General features: G+C 73.6%; 15 protein-coding genes, 1 rRNA gene and 1 pseudogene. 12 read left to right on the top strand and 5 right to left on the bottom strand.

What is annotated here, in order from left to right; translation table 11 throughout:
* The 3 genes and pseudogenes from rrf to ACFWP3_RS32905 all read left to right on the top strand — a co-directional run.
* Positions 1-91: ribosomal RNA gene (gene rrf, locus ACFWP3_RS32915) — 5S ribosomal RNA — on the top strand; the annotation flags it as partial.
* 312 nt (positions 92-403) lie between these two features.
* Positions 404-1,150 (top strand): annotated as a pseudogene (locus tag ACFWP3_RS32910) (hypothetical protein); the annotation flags it as partial.
* 459 nt (positions 1,151-1,609) lie between these two features.
* The gene (locus tag ACFWP3_RS32905; protein ID WP_384228381.1) at positions 1,610-2,467 is read left to right on the top strand and encodes a hypothetical protein; all 858 of its coding nucleotides are present in this window, start codon (positions 1,610-1,612) and stop codon (positions 2,465-2,467) included.
* Between the two features lie 91 nt (positions 2,468-2,558).
* Here the strand turns inward: ACFWP3_RS32905 and ACFWP3_RS32900 are convergent, their stop codons facing one another.
* A complete protein-coding gene (locus ACFWP3_RS32900) occupies positions 2,559-3,830 on the bottom strand; it encodes a DUF1015 family protein (RefSeq protein WP_384228372.1) in 1,272 nt (423 codons plus the stop codon).
* A gap of 95 nt (positions 3,831-3,925) precedes the next feature.
* Here ACFWP3_RS32900 and ACFWP3_RS32895 point away from each other — a divergent pair, with 95 nt between their 5' ends.
* Genes ACFWP3_RS32895 through ACFWP3_RS32880 form a run of 4 tightly spaced genes read left to right on the top strand, consistent with a single transcriptional unit; the run spans position 3,926 to position 7,932 of the window.
* Positions 3,926-4,960, top strand: coding sequence for an HAD-IIA family hydrolase (locus ACFWP3_RS32895; protein ID WP_384228370.1), 1,035 nt, complete (start codon positions 3,926-3,928; stop codon positions 4,958-4,960).
* 49 nt (positions 4,961-5,009) lie between these two features.
* A complete protein-coding gene (locus ACFWP3_RS32890; protein WP_384228368.1) occupies positions 5,010-6,065 on the top strand; it encodes a FecCD family ABC transporter permease in 1,056 nt (351 codons plus the stop codon).
* Positions 6,062-7,108 (top strand): FecCD family ABC transporter permease, encoded by a 1,047-nt coding sequence (locus ACFWP3_RS32885; RefSeq protein WP_384228366.1) that lies wholly within the window; start codon positions 6,062-6,064, stop codon positions 7,106-7,108. The genes ACFWP3_RS32890 and ACFWP3_RS32885 overlap by 4 nt, the downstream gene beginning before the upstream one ends.
* A complete protein-coding gene (locus ACFWP3_RS32880) occupies positions 7,105-7,932 on the top strand; it encodes an ABC transporter ATP-binding protein (protein WP_384228364.1) in 828 nt (275 codons plus the stop codon). The genes ACFWP3_RS32885 and ACFWP3_RS32880 overlap by 4 nt, the downstream gene beginning before the upstream one ends.
* 133 nt (positions 7,933-8,065) lie before the next feature.
* On the opposite strand, the gene ACFWP3_RS32875 is transcribed toward ACFWP3_RS32880, so the two are convergent.
* Positions 8,066-8,413, bottom strand: a complete 348-nt coding sequence (locus ACFWP3_RS32875) for an SCP2 sterol-binding domain-containing protein (RefSeq protein WP_384228361.1) — start codon at positions 8,411-8,413, stop codon at positions 8,066-8,068.
* Between the two features lie 65 nt (positions 8,414-8,478).
* On the opposite strand from ACFWP3_RS32875, the gene ACFWP3_RS32870 reads away from it, so the two are divergent.
* From ACFWP3_RS32870 to ACFWP3_RS32850, 5 genes are all read left to right on the top strand, one after another.
* Positions 8,479-8,721 carry a hypothetical protein gene (locus tag ACFWP3_RS32870; protein ID WP_384228360.1) on the top strand — a complete coding sequence of 81 codons (243 nt, stop codon included), beginning with the start codon at positions 8,479-8,481 and terminating at the stop codon, positions 8,719-8,721.
* Positions 8,722-8,728: 7 nt separating this feature from the next.
* Positions 8,729-9,544, top strand: a complete 816-nt coding sequence (locus tag ACFWP3_RS32865) for a TlyA family RNA methyltransferase (protein WP_384228357.1) — start codon at positions 8,729-8,731, stop codon at positions 9,542-9,544.
* On the top strand, positions 9,541-10,482 hold the full coding sequence (locus ACFWP3_RS32860) for an NAD kinase (RefSeq protein WP_384228355.1): 942 nt from the start codon (positions 9,541-9,543) through the stop codon (positions 10,480-10,482). Before ACFWP3_RS32865 ends, ACFWP3_RS32860 begins: the two co-directional genes overlap by 4 nt.
* A 118-nt stretch (positions 10,483-10,600) precedes the next feature.
* A complete protein-coding gene (recN, locus tag ACFWP3_RS32855; RefSeq protein ID WP_384228379.1) occupies positions 10,601-12,334 on the top strand; it encodes a DNA repair protein RecN in 1,734 nt (577 codons plus the stop codon).
* A 143-nt stretch (positions 12,335-12,477) separates the two neighbouring features.
* Complete coding sequence (locus tag ACFWP3_RS32850; RefSeq protein WP_384228353.1) at positions 12,478-13,602, top strand: glycosyltransferase family 4 protein; 1,125 nt, start codon at positions 12,478-12,480, stop codon at positions 13,600-13,602.
* Between the two features lie 290 nt (positions 13,603-13,892).
* Here the strand turns inward: ACFWP3_RS32850 and ACFWP3_RS32845 are convergent, their stop codons facing one another.
* From ACFWP3_RS32845 to ACFWP3_RS32835, 3 genes are all read right to left on the bottom strand, one after another.
* Positions 13,893-15,518, bottom strand: coding sequence for a PucR family transcriptional regulator (locus tag ACFWP3_RS32845; RefSeq protein WP_384228351.1), 1,626 nt, complete (start codon positions 15,516-15,518; stop codon positions 13,893-13,895).
* Positions 15,519-15,577: 59 nt separating this feature from the next.
* On the bottom strand, positions 15,578-16,963 hold the full coding sequence (locus ACFWP3_RS32840; protein WP_384228349.1) for an FAD-binding protein: 1,386 nt from the start codon (positions 16,961-16,963) through the stop codon (positions 15,578-15,580).
* Positions 16,964-17,147: 184 nt separating this feature from the next.
* Positions 17,148-18,914, bottom strand: coding sequence for a glycoside hydrolase family 15 protein (locus ACFWP3_RS32835; RefSeq protein WP_384228378.1), 1,767 nt, complete (start codon positions 18,912-18,914; stop codon positions 17,148-17,150).
* Between the last annotated feature and the right edge of the window lie 280 nt (positions 18,915-19,194).

Below are 19,194 nucleotides of genomic sequence, written 5' to 3'. Positions count from 1 at the left end.
GCCCGGTTACATTCCGAACCCGGAAGCTAAGCCTTTCAGCGCCGATGGTACTGCAGGGGGGACCCTGTGGGAGAGTAGGACGCCGCCGAACAATCTTTCAAAGGACCCTTGGTCCAGCGTTCAACGCTGGACCAAGGGTCCTTTTTGTTTTTCACCTCTTTACGCCGAAGCGCGGCCATGGGTTGGTTGCGCGAGAATGACTAGCGGTACCCCGAAGACAGGAGTCACACCCATGTCCAACTCTCCCGACGATCGTCCGGAGCGCGAGCCTCGGCGCAACGACGGCGGTGACAGGGGCGGCTACCGCGGGGGCCGTGACGACCGTGGTGGCGACCGTCCCCCGTTCCGTCGTGACGACCGTGGTGGCCGACCGGCCGGCGGTGGCGCCGGTGGCGGTGGCGGCTTCCGACGTGACGACCGTGGCGGTCGTCCCGCCTCCGGTGGTGGCGGCGGTTTCCGTCGTGACGACCGCGGTGGGGACCGTCCGAGCTACCCGCGTCGTGATGATGACCGCGGTGGGTTCCGTGGCGGTCGTGATGACCGTGGTGGCGACCGTCCGTCGTACCCGCGTCGTGACGACCGTGGTGACCGTCCGGCCGGTGGTGGCTTCCGCCGTGACGACCGTGGCGACCGTCCTTCCGGCGGTGGCGGCGGCGGTTTCCGTCGGGACAACGACCGCCCCAGCTTCCCGCGCCGTGACGACCGGGGTGGAGACCGTCCCCCGTTCCGTCGCGATGACCGCGGTGACCGTCCCTCGGGCGGTGGCGGCGGCTTCCGCCGTGACGACCGCGGCGGGGACCGTCCCAGCTACCCGCGTCGCGATGATGACCGCGGCGGGTTCCGCGGCGGTCGTGATGACCGTGGTGGGGACCGTCCGTCCTACCCGCGTCGCGACGACGACCGCGGTGGACGTCCCTCGTACCCGCGTCGTGATGATGACCGTGGTGGGTTCCGTGGTGGTCGTGATGACCGTGGTGGGGACCGTCCGTCCTACCCGCGTCGTGACGACCGTGGTGACCGTCCGGCCGGTGGCGGCTTCCGTCGCGATGACCGCGGGGACCGTCCGAGCTACCCGCGTCGTGATGACGACCGGGGCGGGCGTCCCTCGTACCCGCGTCGTGATGATGACCGTGGTGGGTTCCGCGGTGGCCGTGATGACCGTGGTGGGGACCGTCCGTCCTACCCGCGTCGTGACGACCGTGGTGACCGTCCGGCCGGTGGCGGCTTCCGCCGTGACGACCGCGGGGACCGTCCGAGCTACCCGCGTCGTGATGACGACCGGGGCGGGTTCCGCGGTGGCCGTGATGACCGTGGTGGCGACCGTCCGTCCTACCCGCGTCGCGATGACCGTGGTGGCGACCGTCCGGCCGGTGGCGGCTTCCGTCGCGACGACCGCGGCGACCGCCCGTCCTACCCCCGTCGTGACGACCGGGGCGGCGACCGTGGCGGGTTCCGTGGTGGCCGTGACGATCGCGGCGGTGACCGTGGTGGCTACCGTGGCCGCGATGACCGCGGTGGCGACCGCGACTACCGCGGGGACCGCGACCGGGACCCGGTCAAGCGGCTTCCGATCGACGAGGACGTCACCGGTCTCGAGATCGACGCCGACGTGCGCCAGGAGCTGCTGAGCCTGCCCAAGGGCCTGGCCGAGGAAGTCTCCAAGAACCTCGTCATGGTCGCGCGGCTGATCGACGAGGACCCCGAGCAGGCGTACGCGTACTCGCGCATCGCCCTGCGACTGGCCTCCCGCGTCGCCGCCGTCCGCGAGGCCGCCGGCTTCGCCGCGTACGCCACGCAGAAGTACAGCGAGGCGCTCGCGGAGTTCCGCGCCGCCAAGCGCATGACCGGTTCCGTCGAGCTGTGGCCCGTGATGGCCGACTGCGAGCGCGGCCTCGGCCGTCCGGAGCGGGCGCTGGCCATGGCCGGCGAGCCCGAGGTGCAGAAGCTGGACAAGGCCGGCCAGGTCGAGATGCGGCTGGTGGCCGCCGGTGCCCGGCGCGACCAGGGCCAGCTCGAGGCCGCCATCGTGACCCTGCAGAGCCCGGAGCTGGCCTCCAACGCCGTCCAGCCCTGGACCGCGCGCCTGCGGTACGCCTACGCCGACGCCCTGCTGGCGGCCGGCCGTGAGGACGAGGCGCGCGAGTGGTTCGCCAAGACCCTCGAGGCCGACAAGGACGGGGCCACCGACGCCTCCGACCGGCTCGCCGAGCTCGACGGTGTCGAGTTCGTCGACGCGTCGGCTGACCTCGCCGACGACCTGGTCGAGGACGAGGCGGACGACGAGGACGACGAGCAGGACCCGGCCGAGGTCGCCGCCGCCGAGCGGGCCTCCGACGTCGCCGAGTACTACGACGAGGACGACGAGGAGTACGAGCCGCTGGAGCAGTCCGAGGCCGACTTCGACGTCACCGACGAGATCGTGGTCGTCGAGGACGACGAGCGGGACGCGGGCCGCGACAAGGCCTGAGCGCCTTGAAGCGAAGTGCGGTGCGGTGAAGTGATGTGAAGAAGGGCGGTACCCCGAACGGGGTACCGCCCTTCCGCATGTCCGGGGTGGGTCAGTCCAGGCCGCGCAGCACCAGCCCGGTGGCCGGCTTCGGGCCGAAGGAGGTCGATTTGCGGGGCATGGTGACGCCCTGGCGGGCCAGGTCCCGTACGACTTCCTCGCGTACCGGGTGCATCAGGACCGCGGTGCCCCCGTGGCGCTCGGCCATCTCCACGGTGGCCCCCGCGTCGTGGATGTAGGTGATCTGGTCGGGCGCGTCCGGGATGCCCCACAGGGCGTCGAGCAGGGTCGCGTGCAGGACCGTGGCGTCCAGCCGGCGCCAGGCCTCGGGGCGGTCGCGGCGGACCGTGCGGTCGAGGAGGGCCAGGTCGGGGTCGGTGACCAGGTGGAAGCTGCCGTCGCCGGTGAGGAGGAAGGCGTTGCCGCGTTCCGCGGCGTCCGCGAGGACCTCCAGGGCCAGCGGGAGCGGCCCGTCGACCGGGCGGACCTGGAAGTGGCCGTGCAGGGCGGCGAGGGCGTCGCGGACCGGGAGGCGGCGCAGCATCCGGTGGATGGCGCGGACCTGGAGCGGGTAGCGGACGGTGTCCACGAGGAGGACCAGGCCGAAGTCCCAGGGGGTCGGGGAGCCGTGCTCCTCCTGGAGGCGCAGGTACGTCGCCCAGCGGTGGTGGCCGTCGGCGATGAGGGCCTGGCGGTGGCTGAGGTCGGTGGTGACGGTGGCCAGCTCGGCCGGGTCCGTGATGGCCCAGAGGCGGTGCTGGAAGCCGTCCTCGGTGGTCGTCGACAGCAGGGGAACGCGCCGCGCGGTCCGCTCGACGACCGCCGCCGCGCCCGCGCCGGGGTCGTCGCCCTGGTAGGTGAGGAGGAGCGGTTCGAGATTGGCCGACGTGGCCCGCATCAGACCGGCCCGGTCGGTGACCACGTCGGGCATGACGTCCTCGTGGGGCAGGACGATGCCGGCGTCGGCGGTGGACAGGGCGAGGGCGCCGATGATGCCGCGCTGGAGCAGGCCGGCCCGGCGCTGTTCGTAGACGTAGAGCGCGGGCTCGGGGTCGGCGCTGAGGATGCCCTCGGCCAGCCAGTCGTGCAGGGTGCGTGCGGCCTGCTCGTTGCGCGCGGCGGGGGTGCCGGCCTGCGGAAGGATCAGCCGGACGATGTTGTGCGGGTCGGCGGACTCGAGGTGGTCGACTCCGTCGGGGCGCACGACCACGTCGTACGGCGGTGACGTGACGGCGGCGAGGCTGCCGACACGCTCCGGGACATAGCGCAGGCCGTGGAACGGGATCAGGCGCAGCCCTCGGTCCGCGGTACCAGATGTGGTCATTGGTGCATGGTAAGACCCGTCTCGGGATGCGGGATGATCGGGGGAGTTCGGATCCGGACAAGATCGGTCGTGCGAAACGTATGAGGAGCGGACAGATGACCCGGCAGAGCAGGACCAGCCCCGCGTCGAGCGAGCGGAGCCTCCACCAGGCTTACGACACGGCTCTGCTGGACCTCGACGGAGTGGTCTACGCGGGCGGGGAGGCCATCGCGTACGCGGTCGAGTCCCTCGCCGCGGCGCGGTCCGACGGGATGCACCTCGCGTACGTCACGAACAACGCGCTGCGCACTCCGGACGCCGTCGCCGAGCACCTGGGCGAGCTGGGCATCCCGACCGAGGCGGGCGAGGTGATCACCTCGGCGCAGGCGGTGGCCCGGCTGATCGCGGAGCAGGTGGCTCCGGGGTCCAAGGTGCTGGTGATCGGCGGGGAGGGGCTGCGGGTCGCGCTGCGCGAGCGCGGGCTGGTGCCGGTGGACTCGGCCGAGGAGGAGGGGCTCGCGGCGGTCGTCCAGGGGTACGGGGGCCCGGACCTGGCGTGGGGGCGGTTCGCGGAGGCCTCGTACGCGATCAACCGGGGGGTGCCGTGGTACGCCTCCAACACCGACCTGACGATTCCTGGGGCGCGGGGGATCGCGCCGGGCAACGGGGCCGCGGTGGAGGTCGTACGGATCGCGACGGGCGCCGAGCCGCAGGTGGCGGGCAAGCCGCTGCCCCCGATGCACCGGGAGACGGTGCTGCGGACCGGGGCGAAGCGGCCGCTGGTGGTCGGGGACCGGCTGGACACCGACATCGAGGGCGCCTTCAACGGTGAGGTGGACTCGCTGCTGGTGCTGACCGGGGTGACGGACGCGAAGCAGCTGGTGCGGGCCGAGCCCAGGCACCGGCCGACGTACGTGGACCGGGACCTGCGGGGGCTGCTGACCGGGCAGCCCGAGGTGGCGGCGGACGGGGCGGGGTTCCGCTGCGGGGGATGGACCGCGGTCGCGCGGGACGGCGTACTGGAACTGCGCGGCGAGGACGCGGATCCGGTCGACGGGCTGCGGGCGCTGTGCGCGGCGGCCTGGACGGCGGCCGGGGACGGGGTCTGCGGGCTGGACGCGGAGAAAGCGCTGGCCCGGCTGGGTCTGTAGGCCGTTCGGGTGCGCCGTGCAGGGTGCAGGGTAGGTTAGCCTAACCTGTGTGTTGGTCGAGAGTCCCGAAAGTCCCCCCGAACAGAGCGCGGCGCCGGTCGCCGCCGCACGTTCACGCCACGGCGCGCGTGCCGCCGGTCTGCTGGGCGCCCTCGTGGTGCTCGCGCTGATCGTGGTGGTGAGCATCGCCGTCGGCGCGAAGCAGATGCCCCTCGACGAGGTCTGGCACGGCCTGTTCGACTATTCGGGGACCCCCTCCGACGTGGTGGTGCGCGACCTGCGGGTGCCGCGCACCCTGCTCGGGGTGCTGGTCGGGCTCGGCCTCGGCCTGTCCGGTGCGGTCATGCAGGCCCTGACGCGCAATCCGCTGGCGGAGCCCGGCATCCTCGGCGTCAACGCCGGAGCCGCGGCCGCCGTCGTCTCCGCGATCAGCTTCCTGGGCGCGAGCTCCCTGAGCGAGTTCGTGTGGTGGGCCTTCCTCGGCGCCGCCGTCGTCTCCGTCGTCGTCTACGTCCTCGGCGGCAGCCGCAGCGCGACCCCGGTGCGCCTGGCGCTGGCGGGTACGGCGGCCAGCGCGGCCCTGGTCGGCTACATCAACGCCGTGCAGCTGATGGACAGCAAGGCGCTGGACAAGCTGCGCTTCTGGACGGTCGGCTCGCTGGCCTCCGCCAACATGGACACCGTCCGCCAGGTCGCCCCCTTCCTGCTGGTCGGCGCGGTGCTCGCGCTGTCGCTGGGCCGGCCGCTCAACGCGATGGCCATGGGCGACGACACGGCCCGGTCGCTCGGCGCGAACCTGACGCGGACCCGGATCGGCGCGATGCTCGCCATCACCCTGCTGTGCGGTGCGGCCACCGCCGCCTGCGGGCCCATCGTCTTCATCGGGCTGATGATCCCGCACCTGGTGCGGGCGTTCACCGGACCCGACATGCGCTGGGTGCTCGCGTACTCGGCCGTCCTGTCGCCCGTGCTGCTGCTCGGCGCCGACGTGGTCGGCAGGATCGTGACCCGGCCCGCCGAACTCCAGGTCGGCATCGTCACCGCCCTCATCGGCGGCCCCGTCTTCATCTACCTGGTTCGGCGCAAGAGGATGGCCCAGCTGTGACCGCGACCGCCCCATCACGTCCCGTGCGGCTTCCGGGAGGGATCTCGCTGCGGATCGAGCGGCGCGCCCTGGCCGTCGGCGGGCTGCTCGTCCTCGCCGCGTTCGTCATGGCCGTCCTGCTGGTCGGCACCGGCGATTTCGACATCGCGCCGTGGGACGTCGTACAGACCCTGCTGGGCAACGGCACCCCTGCCAACGACTTCATCGTCAACGAGCTGCGTCTGCCGCGGGTGCTGGTCGCCCTGCTGGTCGGCGCCGCGCTGGGGATGGCCGGAGCCGTCTTCCAGTCGGTGACCCGCAATCCGCTCGGCTCGCCGGACCTGCTCGGCTTCTCGTACGGCTCCGCGGCCGGCGCCCTCGCCGTCATCATCCTGCTGAAGGGCTCCGCGACCGAGGTCGCCGTCGGTGCGCTGCTCGGCGGGCTGCTGGCCGGCGCGGGGGTGTACCTGCTGGCCTACAAGCGGGGCATCCACGGCTACCGGCTCGTTCTGGTGGGCATCGGCGCCTCCGCGATGCTGGTGGCCGTCATCCAGTACCTGATCACCAAGGCCCAGCTGGTGGAGGCCTCCCGGGCGATGGTCTGGCTGACGGGCTCGCTGGCGGGCCGGGACTGGGCGCAGGTGTGGCCGCTGCTGGTGACCTGCGCGGTGCTGTTCCCGCTGGTGCTGGGGCAGAGCAGGGCCCTGCGGATGATCGAGATGGGCGACGACGCCGCGTACGCGGTGGGGGTGCGGGTGGAGCGCACGCGGATGCTGCTGATGCTGGCCGCGATCCTGCTGACCACCGCGGCGAGCGCCGCCGCGGGGCCGATCAGCTTCGTCGCGCTGGCCGCGCCGCAGCTGGCGCGTCGGCTGACCCGCTCGCCCGGCGCCAATCTGCTGACCGCGGCCCTCATGGGCTCGGTCGTGCTGCTGCTTTCGGACTGGGCCTCGCAGCGGGCCTTCGGCGCGGACCAGCTGCCGGTGGGCGTGGTGACCGGGCTGGTCGGCGGTGTCTATCTGCTCTGGCTGCTCGTCACCGAGCGCAAGGCAGGACGTATATGAACCTCAGGAGTACCCAAGTGCAGCGGCTGACCGCGGAGAACGTGACCCTCGGCTACGACCAGCGGGTCATCGCCGAGAACCTGTCGGTGGAGATACCCGACCACTCCTTCACGGTGATCGTCGGCCCCAACGCCTGCGGCAAGTCCACGCTGCTGCGGGCCCTGTCGCGGATGCTGAAGCCGTCCGCCGGGCGGGTGCTGCTCGACGGGCAGGCCATCGGGTCGATGCCGGCCAAGAAGGTCGCCAAGACGCTCGGCCTGCTCCCGCAGTCCTCGATCGCGCCGGACGGCATCACGGTCGCCGACCTGGTCTCGCGCGGGCGGTACCCGCACCAGGGGCTGCTGCGCCAGTGGTCGCCGGAGGACGAGCGGATCGTCGCGGAGTCGATGGCCTCGACCGGGGTCGCCGAGCTCGCCGACCGGGCCGTGGACGAGCTGTCGGGCGGTCAGCGGCAGCGGGTGTGGATCGCGATGGCGCTGGCGCAGCAGACCCCGCTGCTGCTGCTCGACGAGCCGACGACGTACCTGGACATCCAGCACCAGATCGACGTGCTCGACCTGTGCGCGGAGCTGCACGAGACGCAGGGGCGGACGCTGGTGGCGGTGCTGCACGACCTGAACCACGCGGCCCGGTACGCGACGCACCTGATCGCGATGCGGGACGGTGAGGTCGTGGCGGAGGGGCCGCCGGGGGCGGTGGTCACCGCAGAGTTGGTGGAGCGGGTGTTCGGGCTGCGGTGTCAGGTGATCCCCGACCCGGAGACGGGGACGCCGCTGGTGATTCCGGCGGCGCGCAAGTCCCGTGCGGGGGCCGGGGCGGTGTAGCGGGGCGGGCGGGGCTCAAGATCGGGGCTCGGCCCCGGGCCCCGCGCCTCAATCGCCGGCGGGGCTGGATGTGGTGCGGCTCGGTTGTCCGGTGCGGGTCAAGGATGAGGGGCCCGGCGGGGCCGGATCCTGCCTAGAGCAGGCTTTTCAGGCGGAGGAGGTCGCGGAAGCCGGCTTCCAGTTTGACGCGGCCCGAGGCCCAGGCCTTGGCGAACTTGAGGTCGCCCGCCACCAGTGCCACCAGGTCGTCGCCGGCCATCGCCAGCCTGATCTCGGACTTCGTCGCGGGCGGGCCCGCCGTGAGCGTGTCCACCCGGATCCGGCCGTCGTCGAGGCGGCCGGTGAAGGTCTGGTCGAGGTCCGTGATGTGGCAGCTGAGCGAGCGGTCGAGCGCGGCGGCGCCGCGCACGCCGCCGTCCGCCCCGGCCAGGTTGTCGGAGAGTCGGTCGAGTGCGTCTCGGCACTCCTGAATCGTAGCCATCGTGATCACGACCGTACCGCAGAGCCGTTGCGTGGTCGCGGGGCGCTTCGGGGTAGCGTCGGGGCATGACCGACGAAGCTGCCGAGCCCACGGCCGAGTCCGCCGCCGGGCCCGCGGCGCTGGGCATCGTACGCACGCCCACCGGGCACGACGCCGTGGACGCGCACCTGGCGCGGCTGGCGGACGCCGACCACCTCGCGGCCGACGGACACCTCCCGGTGTACGAGGATGTCCACCGGGGGCTGCGCGAGGCGCTGAGCGCGCTGGACGCACCGCCCGTCCCCGGACCGCACGAAAACAGGAGCTGAACCGAACGTGGCAGGAGTGGCACGCCGCCGCCTGGACGCCGAACTCGTACGCCGCAGCATGGCCCGCTCGCGCGAGCACGCCGCGCAGCTGATCGCCGCGGGCCGGGTGACCGTGGGCGGCACCACCGCGACCAAGGCCGCCACCCAGGTCGAGACGAGCGCGGCGCTGGTCGTCCTGAAGGACGAGAGCGATCCCGACTACGTCTCGCGGGGCGGCCACAAACTCGCGGGCGCGCTCGCGGCCTTCCGGCCGCAGGGGCTGCGCGTCGAGGGCCGGCGGGCGCTGGACGCCGGGGCCTCCACGGGCGGGTTCACCGACGTGCTGCTGCGCGCGGGCGTCGCCCACGTGGTGGCCGTCGACGTCGGCTACGGGCAGCTCGCCTGGTCCCTGCAGAGCGACGACCGGGTCACGGTCAAGGACCGTACGAACGTCCGTGAACTCACGGTGGAGCTGATCGACGGGATTCCGGCCGACCTCGTCGTCGGCGACCTGTCCTTCATCTCGATCGGGCTGGTGCTGCCCGCGCTCGTACGGTGCTGCGCGCCGGACGCGGACCTGGTGCTGATGGTCAAGCCGCAGTTCGAGGTGGGCAAGGACCGGCTGGGCAGCGGCGGCGTGGTGCGCAGTCCCGAGCTGCGGGCCGAGGCGGTGCGCGAGGTGGCGGCGCAGGCGGCGAAGCTGGGGCTGGGGGTCCTCGGGGTGACGGCGAGTCCGCTGCCGGGGCCGTCGGGGAACGTCGAGTACTTTCTGTGGCTGCGGGCGGGGGCACCGGCACTCGACCCGGCGGATGTTGACCGTGCAGTGGCGGAGGGGCCGCAGTGACAGATTCAGCGGGTTCTGGTTCAGGTTCGGGTTCGGCTTCGGCGACGGGGCGGACCGTCTTCCTGCTCGCGCACACCGGACGGCCGGCGGCCATCCGCAGCGCCGAGCTGGTGGTGAAGGGGCTGCTGCGCTCCGGGCTGGGCGTACGGGTCTTCGCGCACGAGGCGGCCGACCTGCCGCTGCCGCCCGAGGTGGAGCTGGTCACCGAGTCCACCCCGGGCGTGCTCGACGGCTGTGAGCTGCTCGTGGTGCTGGGCGGTGACGGGACCCTGCTGCGGGGCGCGGAGCTGGCGCGTGCCTCGGGGGTGCCGATGCTGGGCGTCAACCTGGGGCGGGTGGGGTTCCTCGCCGAGGCGGAGCGCGACGACCTGGACAAGGTCGTCGACCGGGTGGTGACGCGCGAGTACGAGGTCGAGGAGCGGATGACGCTCGATGTGACCGTGCGCACGAACGGGGACGTGGTCCACGAGGACTGGGCGCTGAACGAGGCCGCGGTCCAGAAGGTCTCGCCGGAGCGGATGCTCGAGGTGGTCCTGGAGATCGACGGGCGTCCGGTGACCGGCTTCGGCTGTGACGGGATCGTCTGCGCGACCCCGACCGGTTCGACGGCGTACGCCTTCTCGGCGGGCGGGCCGGTGGTCTGGCCGGAGGTGGAGGCGCTGCTGATGGTGCCGATCAGCGCGCACGCGCTGTTCGCGAAGCCGCTGGTGACCTCGCCGGACTCGGTGCTGGCGGTCGAGGTGCAGAACGGTACCCCGCACGGGGTGCTGTGGTGCGACGGCCGCCGGATGCTGGACCTGCCGTCGGGGGCCCGGGTGGAGGTCCGGCGGGGTGCGGTGCCGGTGCGGCTCGCCCGGCTGCACCACGCCTCGTTCACGGACCGGCTCGTCGCGAAGTTCGCGCTGCCGGTGTCGGGGTGGCGCGGGGCGCCGCACTGAGCCGGTCACGGTTCGACCGCCCGCCCGCCTAAATAGCACGTTCGTTCGGAGAACTTCGAGCGGGTGAGGTCACATGGCACCGGTGAAACCTCGGTATCGTCGTCCCGTGCTTGAGGAGATGCGGATACGGTCGCTCGGGGTCATCGACGACGCGGTGGTCGAGCTGTCGCCCGGTTTCACCGCGGTGACCGGCGAGACCGGCGCGGGCAAGACGATGGTCGTCACCAGCCTCGGGCTGCTGCTCGGCGGTCGCGCCGACCCGGCCCTGGTACGGATCGGGGCCAAGGCCGCGGTCGTCGAGGGCCGCATCGTCATGCGCCCGGACGCGCCCGCCGCCGTACGCGCCGAGGAAGCCGGGGCCGAGCTCGACGACGGCGCCCTGCTGATCAGCCGGACCGTCTCCGCCGAGGGCCGCTCGCGCGCCCACGTCGGCGGCCGCTCCGTGCCCGTCGGCCTGCTCGGCGAGCTCGCCGACGACCTGGTCGCCGTACACGGGCAGACCGACCAGCAGGGCCTGCTGCGGCCCGCCCGGCAGCGGCAGGCGCTCGACCGGTACGCCGGGGACGCCGTCGCCGTCCCGCTGGAGAAGTACGGCTCGGCCTACCGGCGGCTGCGCGCGGTCGCCGTCGAGCTCGAGGAGATCACCACCCGGGCCCGGGAACGCGCCCAGGAGGCCGATCTGCTGCGCTTCGGGCTGGACGAGATCGCCGCCGTGCAGCCGGTCGCGGGCGAGGACGCCGAACTGGCGGCGGAGGCCGAGCGGCTCGGGCACGCCGAATCGCTGTCCTCGGCCGCCCAGCTGGCGCACGCCGCGCTGGCCGGCAACCCGGAGGACCCGGAGGGCATCGACGCCAACACCCTCGTCGCGGGCGCCCACCGGGCCCTGGAGTCCGTACGTTCGCACGACCCGGCCCTCGGCGCGCTCGCCGAGCGGATCGGCGAACTGGGCATCCTGCTGGCCGACGTGGCCGGGGAGCTGGCCGGCTACGCCGACGACCTGGACGCCGATCCGCTGCGGCTGGCCGCGGTGGAGGAGCGCCGGGCGGCCCTGATCCAGCTGACCCGCAAGTACGGCTCCGAAGGCACCGTGGACGCGGTGCTGGAATGGGCCGAGCGGGGCTCCGCACGGCTGCTGGAGCTGGACGGCGACGACGAGCGGATCACCGAGCTGACCGCAGAGCGGGACGGGCTGCGGTCCGAACTGTCGGCCCTTGCACAGGGGCTGACGGACGCGCGCGTGGAGGCGGCGACCCGGTTCGCCTCGGCCGTGACGGAGGAGCTGGCCTCGCTGGCGATGCCGCACGCCCGGGTGACCATCGACGTCCGGCAGACCGAGGACCCCGAAGGAGTGGACGTGGACGGCCGCCCGGTCGCCTACGGCCCCTCCGGCGCGGACGAGGTCGAGCTGCTGCTGGCCCCGCACCCCGGGGCCCAGCCGCGGCCGATCGCCAAGGGCGCCTCCGGCGGTGAGCTCTCCCGGGTGATGCTGGCCGTGGAGGTCGTCTTCGCGGGCTCCGACCCGGTGCCCACCTACCTCTTCGACGAGGTCGACGCGGGTGTCGGCGGCAAGGCCGCGGTCGAGGTGGGCCGGCGGCTGGCGAAGCTCGCCAAGTCGGCCCAGGTGGTCGTCGTCACGCACCTGCCGCAGGTGGCCGCCTTCGCGGACCGGCAGCTGCTCGTCGAGAAGACCAACGACGGATCGGTCACCAGGAGCGGTGTCACCGTCCTGGAGGGCGAGGACCGGATCCGCGAGCTGTCGCGCATGCTGGCGGGCCACGAGGACTCCGTCTCGGCCCGTGCGCACGCCGAGGAACTCCTCGCGGCGGCGCGGGCGGACGGCGGCCGGGGTTGACGCGGCACTAGCCCGTGTGGGTGAGGCTGGGGGGTGTCCGGCGGTATCTCTCACGGGATCCGCACCCGTATGGTCCCGGAACGCGCGTGCGGACTGGCATCCTGGGCGACGTCTCTGACTCCCTCACCCTGGAGCTTCGGCCCGTGAGCAGCTCCCCGGTCTCCCCGTCCGCCCCGGCACAGCCCTACGGGCGGCCGCCGCTGCGTACCGTCCAAGTGCTCGGCGGCGGTGCGGGCGCGGGCAGCAGCGCGCACGTGCGGTCGCTCGCGACCGGGCTCGCCGCGCGCGGGGTACGGGTCACGGTGTGCGCGCCCGTCGAGGCGGAGGGCGAGTACGACTTCACCGGCGCCGGCGCGCAGTTCTCGCCCGACGCGGTGAACGCGCTGCGGGCCGCCTGCGCCGGGGCCGACGTCGTGCACGCGCACGGGGTGCGGGCCGGGATGCGGGCCGCGCTGGCCCTGCGGGGGCGGCGGGTGCCGCTGGTCGTGAGCTGGCACGGAGACGGCCCGGCCGCCGCCGGTGCGGCCGGGGCCGCGCTCGGGCGGCTGAGCCGGATCCTGGAACGGCACGTGGCGCGGGCCGCGGCGGTCGTGCTCGGCGCCTCCTCGGACCTGGTGGACCGGGCCCGGCTGCGGGGTGCGCGGGACGCGCGGCTGGCCCCGGTGGCCGTGCCGGCGGCCGCGCCGGGCGCGGATCCCGGGAAGGTGCGGGCGGAACTGGGCGCGGTGGGACGGCCGTTGCTGATCGCGGTCGGGAGCCTGGTGGCGCACCGCGGGTACTCCGTCCTGCTCGACGCGGCCCGGGAGTGGCGGACGCTGGACCCGCTGCCCCTGCTGGTGATCGCGGGGGAGGGGCCGCTGCGGACGGAACTGGCCCGGCGGATCGTGGAAGAAGGGCTTCCGGTACGGCTGCTGGGCCGGCGCCGGGACGCGGCGCAGCTGCTCGCGGCGGCGGACCTGGCGGTGCTGCCCAGCCGCTGGGAGGAACGGGCCCTGCTGGCGCAGGAGGCGCTGCGGGTGGGGGTGCCGCTGGTGGCCACGGCGGTGGGGGGAGTACCGGAGCTGGTGGGGGCGGGCGCGGTGCTGGTCCCGCCGGGGGACGCGGGGGCCTTCGCCGCGGCCGTGACCGGGCTGCTGGCGGATGCGGGGCGCCGGGCCGAGCTGGTCGCCGCGGGGCGGGCGCAGGCCGCGACGTGGCCGTCCGAGGACGACACGGTCGCGCAGGTCCTGTCCGTCTACGACGAGCTGATGGAACGAGCCCGCCGGTAGTCCGCCCGCCGCGCCGGCGCTGGGGCTCCGCCCCAGGGCTGAAATTGCCCCGTGGGCAATCCAGCCGCACCAGGCGGGCGGCAACAGCCACATCCAGCCCCGCCGGCGATTGAGGCGCGGGCGCGGAGCGCCGTACGGGGTCCGGGGCGGAGCCCCGGGGAACGGTGGAAGGGCGGGTAGGGGACCAGCCCCGCAGGGCCCACCCGGCCAGGCCCGGCCTTCGGCGGACGAGTCCGGCGCAGCGGCGCGAAGCCGGAGGCGCCCCGGCGCCGAGTGGTGCGAGCGGCGCGTCAGGAAGGCGACGGGGCGTGGCGGCGGGCCCGGAGGGCCAGGCTGAGGGCGAGGACCGTTTCGGGGTCGTCCAGGTCGGTGCCCAGGAGCTCCGAGATGCGGGCCAGCCGGTTGTACAGGGTCTGGCGGTTGAGATGGAGCTCGCGGGCCGTCTCCGCCTTGCGGCCCGCGTGCGCCAGGTACGTCTCCAGCGTGGGCAGCAGCGGCGGCCGCGAGGTCGCGTCGTGGGTGCGCAGCGGCCCGATCGCACGGTCCACGAACGCCGCCAGGTCGGGATGCTCGCGCAGCCGCCACAGCAGCAGGTCGATGTCGAGGCGCCGGGCGTCGTACCAGGGCCGGGCCGGCAGCCCGTGGGCCGCCGTCGCGGTCTCCGCCGCGTGCCGCAGGCCCGCCGAGGCCGCCGCCCAGCCGCCCGCGACCCCAACGACCACGGCCGGCGGGGCCGAGGCCCGGTCCAGGCCCGCTCGTTCCACGCCCGCCCGCAGCGCCGCCGCCACCCGGTCGGCCACCGCCGTGCGCTCCGACTCCGCGCGCAGCGAGACCAGCAGCGGCACCCGCCCCTCCACCGGGCGCACTCCCAGCAGCACCGGGACCCCGACCGACGACAGCTCCTCCAGGACCGCGCGGGCCAGGACGGCCCAGTTCCCGGACGGGCCGAGGTCCGTCGACAGGCGCATCACGATCGGCAGCAGCGGTCCCGCGCCGGGCCGGAAGCCCAGGACGCGGGCCTGCGCGGGGGCGTCCTCGGCCGTGATGCGGCCCTCGGCGAGGTCCGTCAGGAAGTCGCCGCGGCCGCGCGCCGCCAGTTCGTCCTCCTGCCGCGCCTGCATGAGCACGACGGCCAGGACCCCCGCCGTGCGCTCCGCCGCCATCCGGTGCACCGGCAGCAGCGGCGCCGAGACGCCGACCAGCACGACCCGGGCCCGGACCGAGCCCGTGCCGTGGCCACCGCCGGGTACGTCGATCACCACCGTGTTCGCCGACGGTTCGGCCTCGCGCTGGCCCCGCAGGCCCTCCCACACCTGGAGCGGGTCGGCGCCCGCGTCACCGCCCGAGCTGCCGGCCGCGTACAGCAGCTGCCCGTCCGGCGTCTCCAGGAAGACCGGGTTGCCCGTGAAGTCGGCCACGATCCGCAGCACCTGGGGGATGCCACCGCCGCCCAGGAGGGCCTCCGTACATCGCCGGTGCACCTCCTCGGCCCGCTGGAGCAGCGCGTAGTGGTGGTTGACGATCTCGGTGTGGACCTCTTCGGTGACGGTGACGAAGGGGACCTCGCGGTGGAGCTGGACGAGCGGGAGGCCCGCCGCGCGGGCCGTCTCCACGAGGGTCGCCGGGAGCCGGGTGAACCGCGGGCCCAGCTCGACCACCAGCGCGGCGATCCCCCGGTCCGCGAGGCGGCGTACGAAGGCACGCTGCTCGGCGGGCCGGGTGCCGAGGCCCAGACCCGTGGTCAGCAGCAGCTCGCCGCCCTTGAGCAGCGAGGCGATGTTCGGGACCTCGCCCGCGTGCACCCAGCGGACGGTCCGGCCCAGCCGGTCGGCGCAGGCCACCACCTCCGGGAGCCCGCTGCGCAGCCCCGGCAGTTCCAGTGCCCGCTGAACCGTGATTCCGCCTTGATCGTCCATATCGCGGGACGGTACCGGCCGTCCTGTTCCGAGCGCATCACCCGCCGGTCACGAAAGCGTCAGGCGGGCCGGATGTTGTGGTTGAAGCGGAAGACGTTGTCGGGGTCGTACTCCCGTTTGACCTGCCCCAGCCGCCGCATGTTGTCCGCGCCGAGCCCCGAGACGACCCGGTCCGAGCCCTCGTCGCCGAGGAAGTTCAGGTACACGGCGCCCGTGCTCCACGGCTCGACGTCCGCGCGGACGTCCTTGACCCACTGGCGGCACCGCTCGTCGTCGGCCGTGTCCTCCCAGATCCCGAACGGGTGCACCGCCCAGGCCGAGTCCCGGTAGGGCACCGGGTAGTCGGCCGGGCCCGAGGCGATCGCGCCGCCCTGCGGGAACAGGATGTGCTGGGTCCCGGTCGGCACCGGCATCGAGGCGGCCCGCGCGCAGAACACGTCGACGAACGCGTCCGGCGCACCGGTCAGGTACTCCGCCGACCAGTAGTTCCGCAGCCCCGGCGGGTCGTCGATCATGCACTGCAGATCGGCGTACGGGATCGTGGTGACCATCGCCGCCTCGTGCGGCAGCGCCAGCAGCGGGCCGGCCAGCTCGCGCAAGGGGTCCTCCGGGCCCGCGTACGTGACCAGCGCCGCGCAGATCAGCCGTCCGGCCAGATGGGGCGGTACGAAATCGTCGTCGGGCGGGCCGGTCAGGTAGATCACGCCGCCGCTCGCCTCCGCCGGGCCGCCTTCGATGACGTCCCGGTAGGTCCGCACCACCTCGGGCCCGTACTCCGGCAGGTACAGCAGGAACGCGATCGACATGGCGGGCAGGTCGTGCAGGCGCAGGGTGAGCGCGGTGGCCACGCCGAAGTTCCCGCCGCCGCCGTGCAGGGCCCAGAACAGCTCCGGGTGCTCCTCCGCGGTGGTCTCCACGACCGTGCCGTCGGCCGTCACCAGTTCCACGCCCAGCAGGTTGTCCACGGCCAGCCCGCAGGTGCGGTCCAGCCAGCCGCTGCCGCCGCCCAGGACGAAGCCGCCCACGCCGGTGGTGGAGGCCCGGCCGCCGGTGGTGGCCAGTGCGTAGGGGGCGCAGGCCCGGTCCAGGTGGCTCATGGTGGCCCCGCCCTCGACCCGTACGGCGCGGGCCCCCGGGTGGACGGTGACCCCGTGCATCCGCCGCAGGTCCACCACCAGGGCGCCGTCGCCGAGGGCGGAGCCGGAGACGCTGTGGCCGCCGCCGCGCACCGCGATCTTCAGGTCGAGATCGCGGGCGAACCGTACGGCGGTCACCACGTCGGCCGGGCTCGTGCACTGGGCGATGACGGCGGGCCTGCGGTCGATCATCGAGTTGAAGACGGTCCGGGCCTCGTCGTAGCCCGGGTCGTCCGGGGCGAAGACGTCGCCGGCCAGATCCTCGCGGAGCAAGGCGAGCGCCGTGCCCGCCTTCGACAGGGGCGCCATGGCCTCCCCCTTCCGAGAAGGGCGTAGGACCCTTCCAGAGTAGGCGGAGGCGATCACCGGGGCGCGGCAGGAGGACCAAGGGGCGCCGGAGATCCGAGCCCGCTGGGCGCCGCCTCCCCCGTACGACCCGTCCGGGGGATCCGAGCCCCCCGGGCGCCGCCTCCCCCGTACGACCCGCCCGCGGCTAGCCCCCGTAGGCCCCGCTCGCGGTCAGCCGCAGTGCCGTGTCGATCAGCGGAACGTGGCTGAAGGCCTGCGGGAAGTTCCCGACCTGGCGCTGGAGCCGCGGGTCCCACTCCTCCGCCAGCAGCCCGAGGTCGTTGCGCAGGGACAGCAGCCTCTCGAACAGCCGGCGGGCCTCGTCCACCCGCCCGATCATCGCCAGGTCGTCCGCCATCCAGAACGAGCACGCGAGGAAGGCCCCCTCGTCGCCCTCCAGGCCGTCCACACCGGCCTCCTCGCCCGCCGTCGGGTAGCGCAGGATGAACCCGTCGGGCGTGGACAGCTCGCGCTGGATCGCCTCGATGGTGCCGATGACCCGCTTGTCGTCCGGCGGCAGGAAGCCCATCTGCGGGATCAGCAGCAGGGAGGCGTCCAGCTCCTTCGACCCGTACGACTGGGTGAAGGTGTTGCGCTCCTTGTCGTAGCCCTTCTCGCACACGTCCTGGTGGATCTCGTCGCGCAGCTCGCGCCAGCGCTCCAGCGGCCCGTCCGCGTCCCCGCTCTCGATCAGCTTGATCGTGCGGTCCACGGCCACCCAGGCCATCACCTTCGAGTGGACGAAGTGCCGGCGCGGGCCGCGCACCTCCCAGATGCCCTCGTCGGGCTGGTCCCAGTGGGTCTCCAGGTAGCGGATCAGCTTGAGCTGGAGCAGCGAGGCGTAGTCGCTGCGGGCGAGGCCGGTCATGTGGCCCAGGTGCAGGGCCTCGGTGACCTCGCCGTAGACGTCGAGTTGGAGCTGGCCCGCAGCGCCGTTGCCGACGCGGACCGGGCGCGAGTTCTCGTAGCCAGGCAGCCAGTCCAGCTCGGTCTCGCCGAGCTCCCGCTCGCCCGCGATCCCGTACATGATCTGGAGGTTCTCCGGGTCGCCGGCGACCGCGCGCAGCAGCCACTCGCGCCAGGCGCGGGCCTCCTCGCGGTAGCCGGTGCGCAGCAGCGAGGACAGGGTGATGGCGGCGTCGCGCAGCCAGGTGTAGCGGTAGTCCCAGTTGCGGACCCCGCCGATCTCCTCGGGCAGGGAGGTGGTCGGCGCGGCGACGATGCCGCCGGTGGGGCCGTACGTGAGGGCCTTGAGGGTGATCAGGGAGCGGACCACCGCCTCCCGGTAGGGCCCGTGGTAGGTGCACTGCTCGACCCACTCGCGCCAGAACTCGGTGGTGGAGTCGAGGGCCGCCTCGGCGTCGGGGGACTCCGGCGCGCCGCGGTGCGAGGGCTGCCAGCTGATGCTGAAGGCCATCCGGTCGCCGGGGCCGACGGTGAAGTCGGAGTAGGTCGTCAGGTCCTTGCCGTACGTCTGCGCCTCGGTGTCCAGCCAGACCGAGTCGGGTCCGGCGACGGCTACCGTGCGCCCGTCGACCTTGTGCACCCAGGGCACGACCCGCCCGTAGCTGAAGCGCATGCGCAGTGCCGAACGCATCGGAACGCGCCCGCTGACGCCCTCGACGATCCGGATCAGCTGGGGGGCGTGGCCCTCGCGGGGCGGCATGAAGTCGATCACGCGGACGGTGCCGCGCGGCGTGTCCCACTCCGACTCCAGGACCAGCGAGTCACCGCGGTAGCGGCGCCGGGTGGCCCTCGGCGGTTCGTTGTCGGGAGGGAAGGCAGGGCCGATCCGCCAGAATCCGTGATCCTCGGTGCCGAGAATGCTCGCGAACACGGCATGGGAGTCGAAACGTGGCAGACACAACCAGTCCACTGCCCCGTCCCGGCAGACCAACGCGGCGGTCTGCATGTCCCCGATCAGTGCGTAATCCTCGATGCGCCCGGACACGTTGCATCTCCAGTCGAACGGCCACGTCCGCCCCGAAGGGCGCTTGCATTGCGCGGTTGCGCGGTCTCCTGTGGGTGGGGATCTCCGCGTCGAGCCCATGATTCCGTATATCGGCTCGGTGAGGCCGTGCGACGGACTGCTCGGCGGTGATGTGTGCGGTATCCGAGCAGGATATGACGGCACCCTAGTGATCTCCTTCAGCCGCGGAAGAATGCGACTAGGCCAAACGGGTGACCTGCCG

Origin of the sequence: Streptomyces sp. NPDC058525, from assembly GCF_042719495.1 — a bacterium.
Taxonomy (GTDB): Bacteria; Actinomycetota; Actinomycetes; order Streptomycetales; family Streptomycetaceae; genus Streptomyces.
The sequence above is the reverse complement of the archived record's forward strand: the minus strand, read 5'-3'. Positions and strand labels throughout refer to the sequence as shown.